Source organism: Parasphingorhabdus sp. (assembly GCF_039939955.1).
Classification (GTDB): domain Bacteria; phylum Pseudomonadota; class Alphaproteobacteria; order Sphingomonadales; family Sphingomonadaceae; genus Parasphingorhabdus.
The window spans coordinates 189,435-206,418 of the sequence record NZ_JBDVHS010000002.1; the positions used below are offsets into that span (position 1 = coordinate 189,435).

Annotated in this window: 21 protein-coding genes; 14 read left to right on the top strand and 7 right to left on the bottom strand. The window is 55.3% G+C overall.

The window, feature by feature from the left end:
- Positions 1-49: 49 nt before the first annotated feature.
- The gene (locus ABJG22_RS01155; protein ID WP_348018398.1) at positions 50-616 is read right to left on the bottom strand and encodes a TMEM165/GDT1 family protein; all 567 of its coding nucleotides are present in this window, start codon (positions 614-616) and stop codon (positions 50-52) included.
- 183 nt (positions 617-799) lie between these two features.
- On the opposite strand from ABJG22_RS01155, the gene rpmG reads away from it, so the two are divergent.
- Positions 800-967, top strand: a complete 168-nt coding sequence (gene rpmG, locus ABJG22_RS01160; protein ID WP_066741431.1) for a 50S ribosomal protein L33 — start codon at positions 800-802, stop codon at positions 965-967.
- Positions 968-985: 18 nt separating this feature from the next.
- Here the strand turns inward: rpmG and ABJG22_RS01165 are convergent, their stop codons facing one another.
- Complete coding sequence (locus ABJG22_RS01165; RefSeq protein ID WP_348018399.1) at positions 986-1,354, bottom strand: response regulator; 369 nt, start codon at positions 1,352-1,354, stop codon at positions 986-988.
- A gap of 52 nt (positions 1,355-1,406) precedes the next feature.
- Here ABJG22_RS01165 and ABJG22_RS01170 point away from each other — a divergent pair, with 52 nt between their 5' ends.
- From ABJG22_RS01170 to ABJG22_RS01190, 5 genes are read left to right on the top strand one after another with little or no spacing between them, the layout of a single operon-like run.
- Complete coding sequence (locus ABJG22_RS01170; RefSeq protein WP_348018400.1) at positions 1,407-1,697, top strand: DUF3572 domain-containing protein; 291 nt, start codon at positions 1,407-1,409, stop codon at positions 1,695-1,697.
- Positions 1,690-2,367 carry an HAD family hydrolase gene (locus tag ABJG22_RS01175; protein ID WP_348018401.1) on the top strand — a complete coding sequence of 226 codons (678 nt, stop codon included), beginning with the start codon at positions 1,690-1,692 and terminating at the stop codon, positions 2,365-2,367. The genes ABJG22_RS01170 and ABJG22_RS01175 overlap by 8 nt, the downstream gene beginning before the upstream one ends.
- Positions 2,368-2,378: 11 nt before the next feature.
- Positions 2,379-2,846 carry a RidA family protein gene (locus ABJG22_RS01180; RefSeq protein WP_348018402.1) on the top strand — a complete coding sequence of 156 codons (468 nt, stop codon included), beginning with the start codon at positions 2,379-2,381 and terminating at the stop codon, positions 2,844-2,846.
- Positions 2,843-3,601, top strand: coding sequence for a glycerophosphodiester phosphodiesterase family protein (locus tag ABJG22_RS01185; RefSeq protein WP_348018403.1), 759 nt, complete (start codon positions 2,843-2,845; stop codon positions 3,599-3,601). The genes ABJG22_RS01180 and ABJG22_RS01185 overlap by 4 nt, the downstream gene beginning before the upstream one ends.
- Before the next feature lie 14 nt (positions 3,602-3,615).
- On the top strand, positions 3,616-4,770 hold the full coding sequence (locus tag ABJG22_RS01190; protein ID WP_348018404.1) for a GNAT family N-acetyltransferase: 1,155 nt from the start codon (positions 3,616-3,618) through the stop codon (positions 4,768-4,770).
- A 2-nt stretch (positions 4,771-4,772) separates the two neighbouring features.
- On the opposite strand, the gene ABJG22_RS01195 is transcribed toward ABJG22_RS01190, so the two are convergent.
- Together ABJG22_RS01195 and panC are read right to left on the bottom strand one after the other, a co-directional pair.
- Entirely contained in the window at positions 4,773-5,069 is a 297-nt protein-coding gene (locus ABJG22_RS01195; protein WP_348018405.1) for a hypothetical protein, read from the bottom strand.
- A gap of 162 nt (positions 5,070-5,231) precedes the next feature.
- On the bottom strand, positions 5,232-6,071 hold the full coding sequence (panC, locus tag ABJG22_RS01200) for a pantoate--beta-alanine ligase (protein ID WP_348018406.1): 840 nt from the start codon (positions 6,069-6,071) through the stop codon (positions 5,232-5,234).
- Positions 6,072-6,172: 101 nt separating this feature from the next.
- Here panC and ABJG22_RS01205 point away from each other — a divergent pair, with 101 nt between their 5' ends.
- The 3 genes from ABJG22_RS01205 to ABJG22_RS01215 all read left to right on the top strand — a co-directional run bounded on the left by ABJG22_RS01205 (position 6,173) and on the right by ABJG22_RS01215 (position 8,933).
- The gene (locus tag ABJG22_RS01205) at positions 6,173-6,997 is read left to right on the top strand and encodes a division plane positioning ATPase MipZ (RefSeq protein WP_348018407.1); all 825 of its coding nucleotides are present in this window, start codon (positions 6,173-6,175) and stop codon (positions 6,995-6,997) included.
- Between the two features lie 2 nt (positions 6,998-6,999).
- On the top strand, positions 7,000-7,434 hold the full coding sequence (locus tag ABJG22_RS01210) for a hypothetical protein (protein ID WP_348018408.1): 435 nt from the start codon (positions 7,000-7,002) through the stop codon (positions 7,432-7,434).
- Positions 7,435-7,523: 89 nt separating this feature from the next.
- Complete coding sequence (locus ABJG22_RS01215) at positions 7,524-8,933, top strand: phosphomannomutase/phosphoglucomutase (protein WP_348018409.1); 1,410 nt, start codon at positions 7,524-7,526, stop codon at positions 8,931-8,933.
- A 42-nt stretch (positions 8,934-8,975) separates the two neighbouring features.
- Here ABJG22_RS01215 and ABJG22_RS01220 read toward each other — a convergent pair whose 3' ends face one another.
- Together ABJG22_RS01220 and ABJG22_RS01225 are read right to left on the bottom strand one after the other, a co-directional pair.
- Positions 8,976-9,098: a hypothetical protein gene (locus ABJG22_RS01220; protein ID WP_348018410.1), complete on the bottom strand. Its 123-nt coding sequence runs from the start codon at positions 9,096-9,098 to the stop codon at positions 8,976-8,978.
- A 26-nt stretch (positions 9,099-9,124) separates the two neighbouring features.
- A complete protein-coding gene (locus ABJG22_RS01225) occupies positions 9,125-9,247 on the bottom strand; it encodes a hypothetical protein (protein ID WP_348018411.1) in 123 nt (40 codons plus the stop codon).
- 357 nt (positions 9,248-9,604) lie between these two features.
- On the opposite strand from ABJG22_RS01225, the gene ABJG22_RS01230 reads away from it, so the two are divergent.
- From ABJG22_RS01230 to ABJG22_RS01240, 3 genes are read left to right on the top strand one after another with little or no spacing between them, the layout of a single operon-like run.
- On the top strand, positions 9,605-10,003 hold the full coding sequence (locus ABJG22_RS01230; protein WP_348018412.1) for an MAPEG family protein: 399 nt from the start codon (positions 9,605-9,607) through the stop codon (positions 10,001-10,003).
- 8 nt (positions 10,004-10,011) lie between these two features.
- Positions 10,012-11,718, top strand: a complete 1,707-nt coding sequence (locus tag ABJG22_RS01235) for an amidohydrolase family protein (RefSeq protein ID WP_348018413.1) — start codon at positions 10,012-10,014, stop codon at positions 11,716-11,718.
- On the top strand, positions 11,715-12,128 hold the full coding sequence (locus ABJG22_RS01240; protein WP_348018414.1) for a DUF1801 domain-containing protein: 414 nt from the start codon (positions 11,715-11,717) through the stop codon (positions 12,126-12,128). Before ABJG22_RS01235 ends, ABJG22_RS01240 begins: the two co-directional genes overlap by 4 nt.
- Positions 12,129-12,163: 35 nt before the next feature.
- On the opposite strand, the gene ABJG22_RS01245 is transcribed toward ABJG22_RS01240, so the two are convergent.
- Positions 12,164-13,255 (bottom strand): AI-2E family transporter, encoded by a 1,092-nt coding sequence (locus tag ABJG22_RS01245; RefSeq protein ID WP_348018415.1) that lies wholly within the window; start codon positions 13,253-13,255, stop codon positions 12,164-12,166.
- Between the two features lie 256 nt (positions 13,256-13,511).
- Here ABJG22_RS01245 and ABJG22_RS01250 point away from each other — a divergent pair, with 256 nt between their 5' ends.
- Both ABJG22_RS01250 and ABJG22_RS01255 read left to right on the top strand, forming a co-directional pair.
- On the top strand, positions 13,512-15,947 hold the full coding sequence (locus tag ABJG22_RS01250) for a ligase-associated DNA damage response DEXH box helicase (protein ID WP_348018776.1): 2,436 nt from the start codon (positions 13,512-13,514) through the stop codon (positions 15,945-15,947).
- 60 nt (positions 15,948-16,007) lie between these two features.
- On the top strand, positions 16,008-16,958 hold the full coding sequence (locus ABJG22_RS01255; protein WP_348018416.1) for a retroviral-like aspartic protease family protein: 951 nt from the start codon (positions 16,008-16,010) through the stop codon (positions 16,956-16,958).
- Positions 16,959-16,984 lie beyond the last annotated feature (26 nt).

The window sequence follows — 16,984 nt, forward strand, 5'->3', positions numbered from 1 at the left end:
ATCGACAATATCGATCTAGAAGGGGGCGGGCAGGTAACGCTGGGAATCGCTAGATGATGCCCCACGCGCCAAGCGCTAGAATTCCACCAATAACCAACAAAACGGCACCGCCACCGTAGCGAATCGGTTGGATCGGAACATTCTCGGCCAATTGCCGCCGGAACAAGACGGCGGGCACGCAGGCGATCATCACCCCGATCCAGCCGCCGGCGGCGGCATAAGCCCACATATCTGTTCGCGCGGCAGTCGCCACCAGAATAAATTGCCCCTTATCACCAAATTGCAAAATGAAGAGTCCAAGAAAAGATGTCCAAAATGGTCCGATAGTCCAGCCGTCCAACAAATCGACTGGACGGCGCCACCCCACCATCCCAATACCGGCAAAAATCAGCGATAAGGCATAGAATAGCTGCAACGCATCCTCGCTGATCCACTGATGGACGGCAGAGCCGGCTATTGCAGAAATCATGCAGTTGCAGAGTGTTGCCAGGCCCAAACCCCAGATAATTGGCGACACGCGGCCATATCGTATCGCCAGGGCCGCGCAGAGTATCTGCGGCCGATCCCCAAATTCAGCCAAGGCCAAAGCAAAAATCGAAGTCAAAAATGCGTCCATTGCTCCAGCTACCATGCCAAAACACGGTTATGAAGCGATGAATGGACATCGACTTGGCGTACGACAGTTGTTTGCTGGCTTTTTCTTGACATTGCCCGCCACATTCACCATTAGCGCCAACAATCAATGCGGCGCCAATTGCGTCGCTGTTTTTATTTCAGCTTCTGCCTTAAGGAATGCACCATGGCGAAACCAGCCAATGTAAAGATCAAACTCGTCAGCACGGCGGACACCGGATTTTTCTATGTAACCCGGAAAAACCCGCGCAATCTCACCGAAAAAATGGTGCAGCGCAAATATGATCCGGTTGTTCGTAAACATGTCGAGTTCAAAGAAGCCAAGATCAAATAGGCGAACCCAGTTCAGCCTTTATCGGTGCAATATCTTTTGTACCGACTCGATGAATTTTGCGACCGATATGGGCTTTGAGACATAAGCCTCGGCCCCGGCACTCAATATTCGGTCTTCATCGCCTTTTCCAGCATAAGCGGTTACAGCCATGATCGGAATGGTCTTGAGCTGAGCATCCTGCTTGATCTGCTCAATCAGCTCCAAACCGCTGACGTGGGGCAATTGAATATCCATCACGATCAAATTCGGTACAAAACTCCGCGCCTTCTCGAGCACCTCCCGGCCATCGCTGACCGGTTCAACCACAAAAGCATGAGCGCGCAACAGGTCGCAAAACAGCTTGAGGTTCAATTCATTGTCCTCAACCACCAACACTCTTTTTGCCACGACCGGATTTACCCTTTCAAACTTACTGTCGACCCATTAGGCGAAAGCGGCAATGGAAACAAATCCCAATCTTGGGCAGGACCCCGAAATCATCGCCTTACAGGCGCTCGGCTGGGTGCTGCAGGATCAAGACAGAGCAGAACGCCTTCTCGCTGTGACTGGGCTGGATCCGCGCGAACTGCGGTCAGGCCTTGAGGATCCCGCGATGCTTGCAGCCCTCATCGGCTTTCTCGCCAATCACGAACCCGATCTTATCGCCTGTGCGGAGGCTATTGGCATCGCGCCCGCGACACTGGCAGCCGCAGCCGATCACCTCAATTTTCCCGGAGATTTTCATGAATAATAGGCCACTACTGATCAGCGACTGCGATGAAGTATTGCTGCATATGGTGGTACCTTTCCAGCAATGGCTGGATAGCGAAAAGCATATCCATTTCGATCTAGAAAATGGCAGTGACTTTGCCAATGCGCTGCGCCACAAACATGATGGCACGCAGGTACTCCCGGAACAGATCTGGCCTATGCTGAAAGAATTTTTTGCAACCGAAATGCATCGACAGGGCGCCATTGAAGGGGCCGTCGATTCTATCAACAAACTGAGCGAAACTGCCGATGTGGTGATATTGACCAATCTATTGGATGATCGCCGCGAAGCGCGGGCGGAACAGCTCAAGGCCGCTGGTATCGATTTTCCAGTCTATACCAACCAGGGTGGCAAGGGTGAGCTGCTAAACAGAATCATTGCCGAGTTTCAACCGTCGGTCGCTGTCTTTGTCGATGATCTGGGCCATCAACATGCCAGTGTCGCCAAGCACGCACCCGATGTCTGGCGGCTGCAGATGGTCGGAGAACCAGTCCTCGCCAAGCATATCAAAACCAACCCTGCGGCCCACACCCGCATTGACCAATGGCGCAACGCCATTGATTGGATATCAGACAAGTTTAAAAAGGCTGAGCCCGCTCCGGCAATGGACTTGCCATCACAGGAACTTGACCCAACCAACCATGCATGAGAGTTTAGCCTATGACCGATAATATTGAAAAAGCTCTGTCTGCCAAAGGCATTGATTTGCCGACACCGGCCGCCCCCGTGGCCTCTTATGTCCCGGCCGTTGAGATGAATGGATTGCTCCATATTAGCGGGCAGGTATCTATGCTTGATGGCCAGTTGATCACCGGCCGACTAGGCGATGATATGTCGCTGGAGGACGGGCAACAGGCCGCCAAGGCATGTGCACTTATGATTGCGGCACAGATTAAGAAAGCCGCCGGATCTCTCGATCGGGTTGACCGTATCGTCAAACTTGGCGTGTTCGTGAACAGCACCGCAGACTATACGGATCACCCCAAGGTCGCCAATGGCTGCTCTGATATGATGGAAGTGATTTTCGGCGCAGCAGGTCATCATGCCCGCAGTGCCGTCGGCGTAGCATCGCTGCCGCTTGGCGTGGCGGTTGAAGTCGATGCCATAGTCGCTCTGAAACCCGAGTGATCGGGACGCTGCTCGACAATGTGCTTGCGCCGGCGCCGGCGCCCGAACGTGTGGCGTTCCTGAAAGGGCAACCTTATGCGCATCGCGGACTACACGGTAATGGCGTGCTGGAAAATAGCCCGGCAGCCTTCGAAGCGGCGATCCAATTGGGCCATGGTATCGAATGCGACGTTCAAGCCGCGGAAGATGGCCGTGCCTTTGTCTTTCATGATTATGAGCTGGACCGGCTGACCGATCGATCCGGCCTGATCGGAAAGCTGCGAACCGAAGATATTGACCAGATTCAACTTAACGACGGGCATGGAAAGATTCCGCGCTTGCGCGAAACACTGGCGCAAATAGCCGGGCGCGTCCCTGTCCTGATAGAGATTAAATCCCGCAGCATGCAGGTCGGTCCTCTATGCTTGTCGGTTCGGCGAGCGCTGGAAGGCTATCGCAGCCCCGCAGCGATAATGTCGTTCAATCCCTTAGTCGGTGCCTGGTTTCGGAAAAATGCGGAACATATTGTCCGTGGGCTGGTCGTGACGGAAGAAGATAGCAAAAAATGGCGCGGCCGGATCGCCCGTCACCGCAATCTTTGGACAGCCCGGCCCGATTTTCTAGCCTATGACATCCGCGACCTACCCTCTCGCTTTGCTGCCGCCCAACGCGCACGCGGCTTACCGCTTGTGACTTGGACGGTTCGTTCTGCCGAACAGGAGAAAATTGCATCAATATATGCGGACGAGCCGGTTTATGAGATACCGCAGTCCTGATAGCATTGATTGCAATGTCCGATACGCCCGATACTTCAACAGAGATTACCGCCCGCGTTGCCGACGATATTTCCGGCCTGCCAGCCACACAATGGGATGATTGTGCCGGCTCAGCCAATCCGTTTGTCTCCCATGGCTTTCTCTCGGCAATGGAAGAATCGGGTAGCGTCGGGCCGGGAACCGGCTGGAAATCCCTTCCCATCATTATCGAAGATAGTGCGGGTAAGATCGCTGCCTGCTTGCCCAGCTATCTAAAATCGCACAGCCAGGGCGAATATATTTTTGATCAGCAATGGGCTCATGCGCTTGAAAGTGCCGGTGGCCAATATTATCCCAAGATCCAGATTGCATCCCCCTTCTCTCCAGTACCCGGACCTCGTCTGCTATTGCGCGACGACAGCCTTGCCATACCACTATTGCGGGCAGCCGAACAATTGGCAGAGAATAACGGTATTTCGTCGGTTCATGCGACATTTGTCAGCGAGGATCAGCTGGCCTATTTCCGCGAAGCGGGTTGGCTGATCCGTGCCGACAGCCAGTTCCACTGGCGCAACGACGGCTATGATAGCTTCGATGCTTTCCTCGGGGCACTATCTTCCCGGAAACGCAAAGCGATCCGGCGAGAACGCATCAAAGCACAAGAAGCAGTGGATATAGTCCATTTTTCCGGCGATGAAATTCAACCACATCACTGGGACTATTTTTGGGAATTTTATCAGGACACTGGAATGCGAAAATGGGGTCAGCCTTATTTGACACGCGATACCTTTGACCTATTGCACCAAAAAATGCCCGACCAGTTGCTATTGATATTTGCAATGCAAGATGGTGTCCCGGTCGCCGGCGCACTCAATGTCATCGGTGCAGAGACGTTATATGGGCGCTATTGGGGATGCACACAGAACATCCCGTTTCTACATTTCGAAATTTGCTATTATCAAGCGATAGACGCAGCCATCGCACGCGGATTGAAGGCGGTCGAAGCCGGAGCGCAGGGAAGTCACAAATTGGCGCGCGGCTATCAACCGGTGCCGACTTGGTCAGCGCATTATGTCGTCGATCCGGGATTTCGTTCGGCCATTGCCGACTATCTCGAACGCGAACGGCAAGCAGTGGCTGCCGATATTGAGTTTTTGGCCGAAATGGGGCCGTTCAAAAAAACGAGCTAGATTCAAGCGGCGCGGCGCGTGGTTTCCTGCAGCCAGTTGCGCGCTTCACGCTGCGCTTCGGCAATTTCGCGAGCCGTCATATCCAGCGAGATTTCAGCACGGCAAACCTTGCTTTCATCATGACCGGCCAATGCGGCCAGATTGAACCATTTATGTGCCTCGATCAAATCGACATCTGCACCTTGCGATCCGGTAGAATAGATAACACCCAGATCAAAATATGCATTGTCGCTGCCCTGTGCAGCCTCGACGAGGCGGCTTTCGATTAGAAAGGCGGCGCTTTTCATGCTGTTGCCCATATTGTCAGTCCTTGTTTCTATCGCCGCGTTTCTGGCGACAGAACGACTTTCAACCCAATTCCTTAAAGAAATGGTTAACGCAACATGCAGTAATTTTGATCGATGGCGGAAAAACCATAGAGAAACAGTTGTTTTTGATGGTTAACAAAAATGCCTCGGGCCCTAGGAAACCGGGATATTATCAATCAACCGGGTTTTTCCGATATGCGCGGCGGCAAAAAGACGGGCTGGCTCCGCAAAAACATCCAGAACTGCCAGGTTATCGGCGTTGCGAAGCTCGAAATAATCAATTTTGTGAAAACCAGAGCCAAGTATATGCGCGGCACTATCCTCTAATATCGTCGCAACTTTACCACCCGCCGCTATCGCCTTTGCCGCCGCCTGCATCGCTTGAGGCAGCGCTGCAGCATTGGCCCTTTGCTCTGCTGTCAAATAGGCATTGCGTGACGATAGAGCGAGGCCGTCGGGATCGCGGACCGTCGGAACACCGACAATATCATGAAGGAAATCAAGGTCCCGGGCCATCCGCCGGATGATCGCCAGCTGCTGATAGTCTTTCTCGCCAAAAAAAGCAGCGTCCGGACGGACCTGGTTGAACAATTTTGCCACCACTGTCGCGACACCATCAAAATGGCCGGGCCGCGCAGCGCCACACAGTCCATCGCTAATGCCGCCGACGCTTACATTAGTTGCATAGCCATCGGGGTAAACCTGATCCGCTGTCGGTGCCCAAAGCAGCTTCACCCCCGCCGCCTCCAGCAAAGCTGCATCGGCCGCCTCTTGGCGCGGATAGGCATCGAGGTCCTCACCTTCCCCGAATTGGGTTGGATTGACAAAGATTGATGCGACAACCGCATCGCACTGCTCGCTCGCCATTTCTACCAACCGCATGTGGCCCGCGTGCAGCGCGCCCATGGTCGGAACCAGGCCGATTTTAAATCCAGATTTGCGAAAATCCGCTAAAGCGTCCCGCAGCGGGTCAAGCTGTCGAACAATTTGCATGCATCACTCTTTGTGTTTAGATTTTGCTGTAAAGCTCTTGTAAGCTATGCGACGGTGGGTCGTCCTTCGCAAGGGCCAAGAACAAGGATATCACTCAAAACGTGACCAACAGCGCACATCATATTGTCTTCGCCAATGAAAAAGGCGGAACCGGCAAGTCGACCACCGCAGTTCATGTTGCGGTTGCCCTTGCCTATCAGGGCCACAAAGTGGGGATTATTGATCTCGATCCGCGCCAGCGTACTTCCTATCGCTATCTTGAAAATCGCGACGCAACGATGAAGCGTTTGGACATTCAAATTCCGCAGCCCTTTTATGAAGTCTTCGAAGATGACAATCTTGCGCGGCTTGAGCAACTGATGGATCGGATGGCGCATGGGGCTGATTTCCTGCTTTTTGACACGCCGGGTCGCGATGACAAGTTCGCCCGCTTTGTCGCAACACGGGCCAATACGCTCGTAACCCCCATCAATGACAGTTTTGTCGACTTTGACCTGATCGGACAAGTCGATCCGGAAACCTACAAGGTTCGCAAGTTGAGTTTTTACGCAGAGCTAATCTGGGACGCGCGCAAAGCGAGAGCAAAAGCAGATGGTACAACGATTGACTGGGTGTTGCTGAGAAACCGTACCCAATATGTCGAGGCGCATAATATGAAACGGATTGTTGCCGCGCTTGACGAATTGTCGCAGCGCGTTGGCTTCCGGATGATCCCCGGACTCAGCGAGAGAGTCATCTATCGGGAGCTTTTTCCGGCAGGCCTAACAATGCTCGACAAAAAGCATCTCGGCCGTTTGGCGACGAGCCATCTGGCCGCCCGACAAGAATTGCGGGAGCTGATCAAGCATCTCGCGCTGCCGCAAGGTGATCAGCAAACGCCGGATGGCAATGAGCCTGCGATAGCAAATTCCAAGCTGGTGGCCTGACCATGACGCCCTTGCTCATATTCGGTGGCGCAATTCTGACCTGGCTGGTCCTGTCCGGCAAAGCCAAAACGATGACCGCCAATCAGTGGTTGGCGCTGGTGATCGCGCTATTGGGCGCAAATTTTCTGCGCGGTGGCAGCTGGATCATGGGCGGTGCCATGATAGCCGGCGCAGCTTTCCTGAGCGGCTGGCGTATATTGATACCGGCGCGGGATAGTGACGAATCAAGCCGCAAACCGCGCAATTTTGAATTGGATCGGGCCCGATCTTTGTTGGGGGTGAACGAAGGGGCTGGCTTCATTGAAATTAACGCAGCTTGGAAAGAACGGCTTGCAGAACATCATCCCGATAACGGCGGAGATGAGCAGCTTGCGAAGATGATAAACCGGGCACGGGACATCTTATTGGAAGAGTTGGAAGCATCCGACCACAAATAAGCGCTCTTTCGCATATCGTCGGTAGCGCTGGATTTGCGCACATTTCGAGCCTATAAGCCCGGGCAAATCCAACAAGTAAGGCCTATGCCATGACCGCTGCCAACACCCATGAATTTCATCCCACTTCCCTGCGCGAATATGACATTCGCGGCATTATCGGAGAGACGCTGGGAGCGGAGGATGCCTATGCCATTGGCCGGGGATTCGGGACCTTAATCGCCCGTGATGGCGGCACAGCGGTCGCCACCGGATTTGATGGTCGTGACAGCTCTCCGATGCTGGAAGAAGCGCTTGTCCGCGGGCTCAATGATGCCGGAATCAACGCCATTTCTGTCGGTATGGGTCCCACTCCTATGCTTTATTACGCTGAAAGCGTGCTGGAACAGGTCCAAGGCGGTATCATGATCACCGGCAGCCACAATCCAGCCAATTATAACGGCTTCAAAATGGTCTTTCAGGGGCGCCCTTTTTTCGGCGCGGATATTCTCGGCCTCGGCAGCATGGCGTCCGAGGGTGACTGGGATCAGGGCAGCGGCACGTTCGAGCGGATCGACATTGAAGATGAATATGTCGAACGTCTGTTGAAGAATTTCACCGGCGACGCATTCAAGGTCGCATGGGATTGCGGCAACGGCGCGGCCGGACCGGTTATCGAGAAACTGACCAGACTGCTGACCGAACGCGGCGCGGGTGAACATCATCTGCTCTACACCGATGTCGACGGGTCTTTCCCCAATCATCATCCCGATCCGACCGAGGAGAAAAATCTCGTGGACCTCAAAGCGCTGGTCGCGGACAAGGGCCTCGATTTCGGTGTGGCCTTCGACGGCGATGGTGACCGGATTGGCGCGATCGACGGTGACGGCCGGGTGATCTGGGGCGACCAGCTGCTGCAAATCTATGCTGAGGATGTGCTGAAAAGCGAGCCTGGCACCACGATCATTGCCGACGTCAAGGCATCACAGGCCTTATATGACCGGATCGCGGCGCTCGGCGGCAAGCCGCTGATGTGGAAAACCGGCCATAGCCTGATCAAGTCGAAGATGAAGGAAACCGGATCGCCGCTTGCTGGCGAGATGAGCGGCCATGTGTTTTTCAAACATGATTATTACGGTTTTGACGATGCGCCTTATGCCGCAATCCGGCTGATTCAGGCAGCAACCAATATCGGCAAGAGCGTGACCCAATTGCGCAGCGATATGGTGGATATGATCAACACGCCGGAAATGCGTTTTCAAGTTGATGAAAGCCGCAAATTCGCGGTGATAGACGAGATATTGGAGCGGCTGTCGGCCAGCGGGGCCGATGTCAACGATACTGACGGCGCACGGGTCAATACCGAAGACGGCTGGTGGTTGCTGCGGGCCAGCAATACCCAGGATGTGCTGGTTGCCCGGGCCGAAGCCAAATCGCAGGACGGTCTCGACCGGCTGATGGCGCAGATTGACGAACAGCTGGCCCTATCGGGACTGGAGCGCGGGGAAACAGTGGGCCATTGATCCAGGACTAGAGACTGGCGAGAACATGAGGGCCCTCTGGTCTTAGATGAAGGTCGCAGAGCCCATGCTGGTTCCCGGGCCGACCGACGAGATCAGGAGGATGGCCGAACAGAAGATGGCGGCGAAACCGGCGGCAATTTCCTGATGTAGCGTGAAGCGGGGCATGGTTTTTTCCTTCCTATTGGTTTGCGTTATGCGATCAAGGCAGCAGAATTTTGAACAGCCGGGCCGATGCTTGCGGCAACAAGAATAGCGGCTGAGAAAAGAGCGGCAAAAGCAGCGGCGGCTTGATTCTGGATGTTTACGTTGGTCATTTTCAATTTCCTTTTTGTCTAAACTGGTGCTTCGCGGTTGTTGTTGCGAAGATGAAAACAACATTGCACGGGGCGTGCCAGTTTCATAATATCTATATTTTTCAATATTTTATTATAAATTTGGGAAAAGAACCGACTCACGAAGCGCTGATTAATAGGAAATATTGCCAATAATTGGTTTGCGTGATTGGTGCGGTACGCCAACAGACAGAGTGCGGCCCCGAACAGGAGCCCACGCGCAGCTCACAATCACCTCCCGGTTTCAACATCACATCCGTTTCTTATCGAAATGCACTATGGTCAGGCCCGATCCAATCGTTCAGGACCGTCTGAAAAAGGGATGGGGATTAGCGGATCATGGACCCGTATATTTACGTGGCAATCGTCAGCGCACTGGCTTTGCTCGCTTATTATTTCACATTGCTGATGGCAGGACTGGCGCGCGCCCGGTTCAAAATCGAGCCCCCTTCGCATAGCGGCCCACCAGAATATGAGCGCCATGTCCGGGCGCATCAGAACACATTGGAGCATCTGGTGCTGTTTCTACCTGGCCTGTGGTTGTTCGCCTATATCGTCAGCCCTTATTGGGCCGCCGGAATCGGATTGATCTGGCCTGTCATGCGGATCGGCTATGCTCTGGGATATCATAAGGCGCCGGAAAAACGTCTGCCTTGCCTCTATTTGAGCATGCCGCCTATCTATATATTCATACTTGGCACCTTGATCGGTGGCGTCGTTCAGCTTGTGAGAGGGTGAAACTAAACATGACCAAAGAATATGATCTGGTGATTCGCGGCGGCACCATCGCCGATGGCAGCGGCGGCGACCTTATGGATGGCGATATTGCGATCAATGACGGCAAGATTGCCGCGATCGGGCAACTGTCCGGGCAGGGCCGCGAGGAGATTGATGCCAGCGGCAAGATCGTCACCCCCGGCTTTATCGATGTGCACACCCATTATGACGGCCAGTGCATCTGGGCAGAAGAGCTCAGCCCGTCGTCTTCGCACGGCGTGACAACAGCCATCATGGGCAATTGCGGCGTTGGCTTCGCGCCCTGCCGCAAGGAAGATCACGACATGCTGATCAATGTGATGGAAGGCGTGGAAGATATTCCCGGCGTGGTCATGGCCGACGGCCTGCCTTGGAACTGGGAGACGTTTCCGGAATATCTCGACACCGTCGACAAGGGAAAGCGCGACATTGATATCGCCGCCTATTTGCCGCACTCGCCGCTGCGCGTCTATGCCATGGGCGCGCGCGGCGCGTCCCGCGAACCGGCCAATGACGATGATCTGGCGAAGATGCGCACGTTGGCGCGCGAAGCGATGGAGGCCGGAGCGATCGGTTTCGCCACATCCCGCCTTTCCATTCACAAGACCGCCGATGGCGGGGCTATCCCGACATTTGAAGCCGATGTAGCCGAACTGGAAGCGATCTGTGGCGGTATGAAAGATGCCGGGACGGGCACGTTTCAGGTGGTGCTCGACGCTTTCGTCGGTTGGGACAAGGAATATCAGGTGATCGAGCGGGTGGTGGAAAGCTCCGGACGGCCGGCGACCTTCACGCTGGCGTCCGGCAATGACGGCCCGCCGCGCTGGCGCAAGGTTCTCGATATGATCGAAAACACCAACGCCAATGGCGGCAAAGCGACCGCCCAGATCATGCCGCGCCCGATCGGGCTGATCGCCGGGCTGGAGCTGACGGTCCACCCGTTCATTCTCTGCCCGAGCTGGGCCAAGATTGCCGACTTGCCGATAGACGAGCAGGTAAAGGCCATGCGCGATCCGGAATTGCGGGCCGCCCTGATCAGCGAAGACTTTGAAGAGGGCCATCCGTTCAACGCGCTGGCCCGCGACTGGAACTGGCTGTTCCCGCTCGACAATCCACCGGATTATGCGCCGCCAAAAGAGATGAGCATGGCCGGGCAGGCAGCCGCCAAAGGCTGCACGCCGCAAGAGATCGCCTATGATCGATTGCTCGAAACCGAGGGCAAGGGCCTGTTCCTCGCGGCGCTGGGCAATTATGAAAATGGCACGCTGGCCAGCGCCCACAAGATGCTGAGCCACCCCCATTGCATTCCGGGGCTCGGCGACGGCGGAGCCCATTATGGCGCGATTTGCGATGCCAGCTATTCAACCTATTTGCTGACCCAATATGTTCGCAATCCGGGGCCGGAGCGCTTTGAGTTGGCCGAAGCCGTGCATATGCTGTCGCACAAGGCCGCCAAAGCGGTCGGCCTGAACGAGCGCGGCCTGCTCAAACCCGGCGCAAAGGCGGATATCAACGTGATTGATCTCGAAAAGCTACAGCTGCACTTGCCGGAAATTGTCCGGGATCTGCCCGCTGGTGGACAAAGGCTGCATCAGCGCGCGACCGGCTATGATGCCACCATCGTGTCCGGGGAAATCATTCGTCGCTTTGACCAATCCACCGGTGCCCGACCGGGTAAGTTGGTGCGCGGGGCGTGACCGAGACCATTCCCGAACAGACGCGCGCTGCTTGGGCAGATTTTCCGGAAGGCCTGACCAGCAAGCTAAGGCAGCTTCGTTCGCTGGTACTAGAGGTCGCAAAGGGCGATCCGGCCGTTGGGCCACTTGAAGAGACGCTCAAATGGGGCGAAGTTGCATTTCTGACGCCGGGCACAAAGTCAGGGACGACGATACGGATCAATCGGCACAAGAAGTCCGATGATGCATATGCCTTCTATGTACATTGCCAAACCGATCTGATCGACCGGTACAAACAATTATATGGCGACAGGCTGACGTTTGAAGGCAATCGCGCTGTGATATTCAATGCGAAGGACAGACTGCCCGTTGATGCGGTCAAACATTGCATTGCAATGGCACTGACCTATCATTTGCGAGATTCACGCTAGATTTTCTGACCCATGAATCGCGAAATATCGAAGAATTATTCGCTAGCCTTGGCCGGTTCACCAGACTCCGCGTGCATATCTGAAAAAATGCTCCAAATTGCTATGAATAGCGCCGCCACCAGCGGACCAATGACAATGCCGTTAATCCCGAAAAGCTGCAGTCCCCCAAGGGTGGAAATAAGCACAACATAATCCGGCATCCGCGTATCCCGGCCGACCAGAATCGGGCGCACCAGATTGTCGATCATGCTAATCACGAACACGCCGCAGAGGATCAGCACGACACCCTGCCAGACATAGCCGGTAACCAGCAAATAGAGGGCAACCGGGATCCAAACGAAGCCGGTGCCGATGGCGGGAATAAGCGAGAACAGCCCCATCAATACCGCCCAGAGCAACGCACCCCGGATATCAAGCGCCCAGAAGGCAAGGCCGCCGAGACTGCCTTGAATGATCGCGATAATCAGGCTGCCCTTAATCGTGGCGCGGATAACGATCAGGAATTTTTCCATCAATATTTGGCGTTTTTCTTCGCCCAGCGGAATCATCTGTTCGATACGGTCGGCCAAGGCCCGTCCATCGCGCAGCAGAAAGAAGGTCAGATATAGCATCACGCCAAGGCCCAGCAAAAACTGGAATGCACCCTGACCAACGCTCAGCAACTGGGTGACCAGAAATTCCAATATGGCGGATATCGATTGCTCTATCTCTGCCCTGATGCCGGCAAAGTCGTCATAACCATAAGCTGCAAGTTGGGCCTGCATCCAATTGGGCAAGGAGTTTCCAAACGCCTCGAACACGGCGCCAAAATCGATTTCTCCGGCCTGAATCCGTTGGTAGATAGTGCCGGCCTCTTGAACCAGAGCCATGCCGAGCAAGATGGCCGGCACCACGACCAGTAACAATATCAGGATCAGCGTGATTGCCGCGGCCAGATTGGCCCGGGACGGCATACGAACCAGCAGGGCTTCATAGACTGGACGGAACAGGACCGCGACCACAACGCCCCAGACGATAGCGCCGAAAAACGGCTCGATCAGCATCGCAAATGCCAGCGAAACAATGACGAGCAGTACGACCAGAAAGCCCCATTCGGCATTTTTCCTCGATGTATCTCGATTGTCCATTCACACCACTCTGCTTCGGTCTGTTGCGCGGACCGGGTTAAAAATTGCCACGAGCAACAGCTACGGGATTATTGAAGAGCGGGCAAGGATCAGCCGCTATCTCGCCGTGATCCCATCTCATGCGCCGCAACAATATCGGCCGCCTGTTCGCCTGCTCTGTTCAAATCTTTTGAAAGCTGCGACAATGGCATGGAGCGGCCCGGAAGGATGCCAGAAAGATACCGGAGTTGAAACAATAGAGCCCCATTCCAATGAAATGGTCGATGATCGCATTCCGTCAATCCTGACCGACTGGTTTACCACGCGCGGCTGGGCAATGCGGCAGCATCAGTTGGAAATGCTCGAAGCAGCACAAGCGGGCCGTCATGCCTTGCTGACGGCACCGACCGGTGCGGGCAAAACCCTAGCGGGATTTTTGCCGACGCTTGTTGATCTTATCGATCAAGAAAAATGCGATACGCTGCACACGCTCTATATCTCCCCGCTCAAGGCTCTCGCCGTCGATGTCCAGCGCAACCTGCTGACCCCCATAGAAGAAATGGGCCTGCCGATCACCGTCGAGACACGCAGCGGGGATACGCCAGCCAATCGCAAAGCGCGTCAGCGCGTCAAACCGCCACAGATATTGCTGACCACGCCGGAGTCACTCAACCTGCTGCTCAGCCAGCCGGATAGCTTCACCCTATTTGCCAATCTCAAGCGGGTGGTGATCGATGAAGTCCATGCCTTTGCCAGCGGAAAGCGCGGCGACCTATTGTCCCTATCGATGGCGCGGCTTCAGAAAATTGCGCCGGATATGCAACGCGTCGCTCTGTCCGCAACGATTGCAGAGCCGGATGATTTTTGCGCTTGGCTCGCTCCCTATGGCGATATCGACACCGTAACCCATGTGCGCGGCGCCGAAGGGGCGCCCGCCGATCTGTCGATCATGCTGCCCGAAACACCGGCTGGCGATCCGGTCCGCGTGCCCTGGGCTGGCCATGCCGGCGCTTATGCAATTCCGCAGGTGCTAGACGAGATTCGCGCCAACCGGATGACGTTGATCTTCTGCAACACACGCTTTCTGGCCGAATTCACCTTTCAAAAGCTGTGGGATATCAACGAGGAAACCCTTCCCATCGGCATCCATCACGGCAGCCTGTCGAAAGAAGCAAGGCGCAAGGTAGAAGGCGCCATGGCGTCGGGTAAGATGCGCGCGCTCGTCTGTACCGCTTCGCTCGATCTCGGCGTCGACTGGGGTGATATTGATTGCGTGATCCAAATGGGCGCGCCGAAGGGATCATCCCGCCTGCTCCAGCGCATTGGCCGTGCCAACCATCGACTTGATGTGTCATCCAAAGCGCTGCTCGTTCCCGGCAACCGCTTTGAATATCTGGAAGCGCAAGCGGCGCTGGATGCGGTGAACGAAGGCAGGCGCGATGGCGAACCCTTTCGCGCCGGTGGCCTGGACGTGCTCGCCCAACATGTGATGAGTTGCGCCTGCGCCGCGCCGTTTCAGGAGGAGGATTTGCGCGACGAAGTGCAAAGCGCCCTGCCCTATAGCGCGCTGACCCAGGAGCAGTTCGAACGGGTGCTGAATTTCACCCGCGATGGCGGCTATGCGCTCAAAGCCTATGACAAATTCAAAAGGCTGCGCCGGGATGCAAAAGGATTCTGGAATCTAACCCATCCGAAATTTGCCACCCAGCACCGGCTGAACGCCGGGATCATTGTCGACGCCGCGATGATGACCGTCCGGTTCAAAAATGGTCGCAATCTCGGAAAGGTCGAGGAAGGTTTTGCCGCCATGCTGTCAGTCGGCGACACATTTTTCTTCGCCGGGATGAGTCTTGAGCTGATCAAGATGGATAGCAGCGACGTCATCGTACGGGCATCAAAGAAAGCGGCGATGATCCCGAGCTACTCGGGGGCGCGGCTGCCGCTGACCACGCATTTGTCGGACCGGGTGCGTGGCTTTTTGACCGATCGTGCTGGATGGGCGCGCTTCCCCGATGATGTCCGCGAATGGCTGGAGATACAGGATCATCGTTCGGTCATGCCTGAGCCGGGACAGCTGCTGGTCGAGACCTTCCCGCATGAAAATCTCCATTATATGGTCAATTATAGCTTCGCCGGATGGAACGCCCATCAGTCGCTAGGCATGCTGCTCACGCGGCGGATGGAGGACCGGGGGCTGAAGCCCATTGGCTTTGTCGCCAATGACTATGCCTTGGCCTGCTTTAGCGTAGAGCCGGTGGAAGATCCCAAACCCCTGTTCAGTGCGGACATATTGGAGGATGAGTTTTTCGACTGGGTCGAAGGTTCGCATCTGCTCAAACGCGCCTTTCGCGAAGTCGCGGTCATCAGCGGTCTCGTCGACCGGCAGCATCCCGGAAAGCGCAAAACCGGTAAACAGGTTACCTTCTCCACCGACCTCATCTTCGATGTGCTGCGCAAATATGAACCTGACCATTTGTTGATGCAGGCAGCTTGGGCGGATGCCCGGTCACGGATGACCGATGTCGCGCGTCTGGGAGACCTTCTCGATCAAGCAGCCAATGCCTTGATCCATGTCGAGCTGGAGCGTGTCAGCCCCCTTGCCGTCCCCGTCTTGGTGATGATCGGACGAGAGCATGTCGCACAAGGCGCCACAGATGACGCACTGTTGATCGAAGCGGAATCGCTGATCAACGAAGCCATGAAGTTGGATTGAAACAGCGCGCTTCGCCAAGCCAAATTTGGAGAGAGTTGGTTTTTAGCGTAGGGTGCACCCATGATTGGTTCAATAACGCTATTCCCCCTCTTTACGTCGCTGTTCGCGGCCCAGCTCGCGAGCGCCACTCCGGTTGAACCCATAACCGAAGCCTTTGTTGCCGATGCGCTGCCCGAACAATTTCTCCAGCCCGATGCCGAACAAATCTCAATCGCGCAGGACCGGATGGACCGGATGACGGTTTCGGTCAGCATCTTGGATGACGGGCCTTATGAATTTATCATCGATACGGCCGCCCAGCGCACGATACTATCCAAAGAAATCGCGGGTGCGCTGGCGCTCGATATCGAAAATGTCGTCAATATTATCGCACTCGCCGGCTCCACCAGCGTGCAGACTGTCTACGTGCCCAGCCTGACGCTCGGCAAACGCAGCTATGAAAGCCTGATCTCTCCCACTTTCCGCTCTGCCAATATCGGTGCCGACGGCGTTCTTGGCCTCGACAGCCTGCAGGGGCAACGGATTCTCTTTGATTTTGTCGGAAACAATATCTCGGTCGAAGATACAGACAAAAAGCTGAAACGCCGGTCTCGTCGGGAAATCGTGGTGACGGCACGGCGGCGATCCGGACAATTGATATTCACCAACGCCACCATAGCCGGAATCAAAACCAACGTCATCGTTGATACGGGCGGGGAGCTGTCCATCGGAAACACGGCCCTGCAACGGCGATTGCGCCTCAAATCGTCGAGAATGGCGCAGATCGATCTTGTCGATGTCACCGGCCGGTCGGTGCAAGCCGACTATGGGGTCGCTGAAGAACTGCATATCGGGCGCGCGCGCTTTGGCGTCATTCCGATCGCTTTTGCGGATATTGCGCCCTTCAAAGCGTTGAAACTCGACAAAAAGCCGGCGCTATTTCTGGGCATGGACGCGTTGCGCAAATTTGACCGGATGGCGATCGATTTTGCCAACCGGAAAATCTATTTTCTGCTTCCCAAGGACATCTGAGGATGGTGCTTGTGAAGCTAGATGGC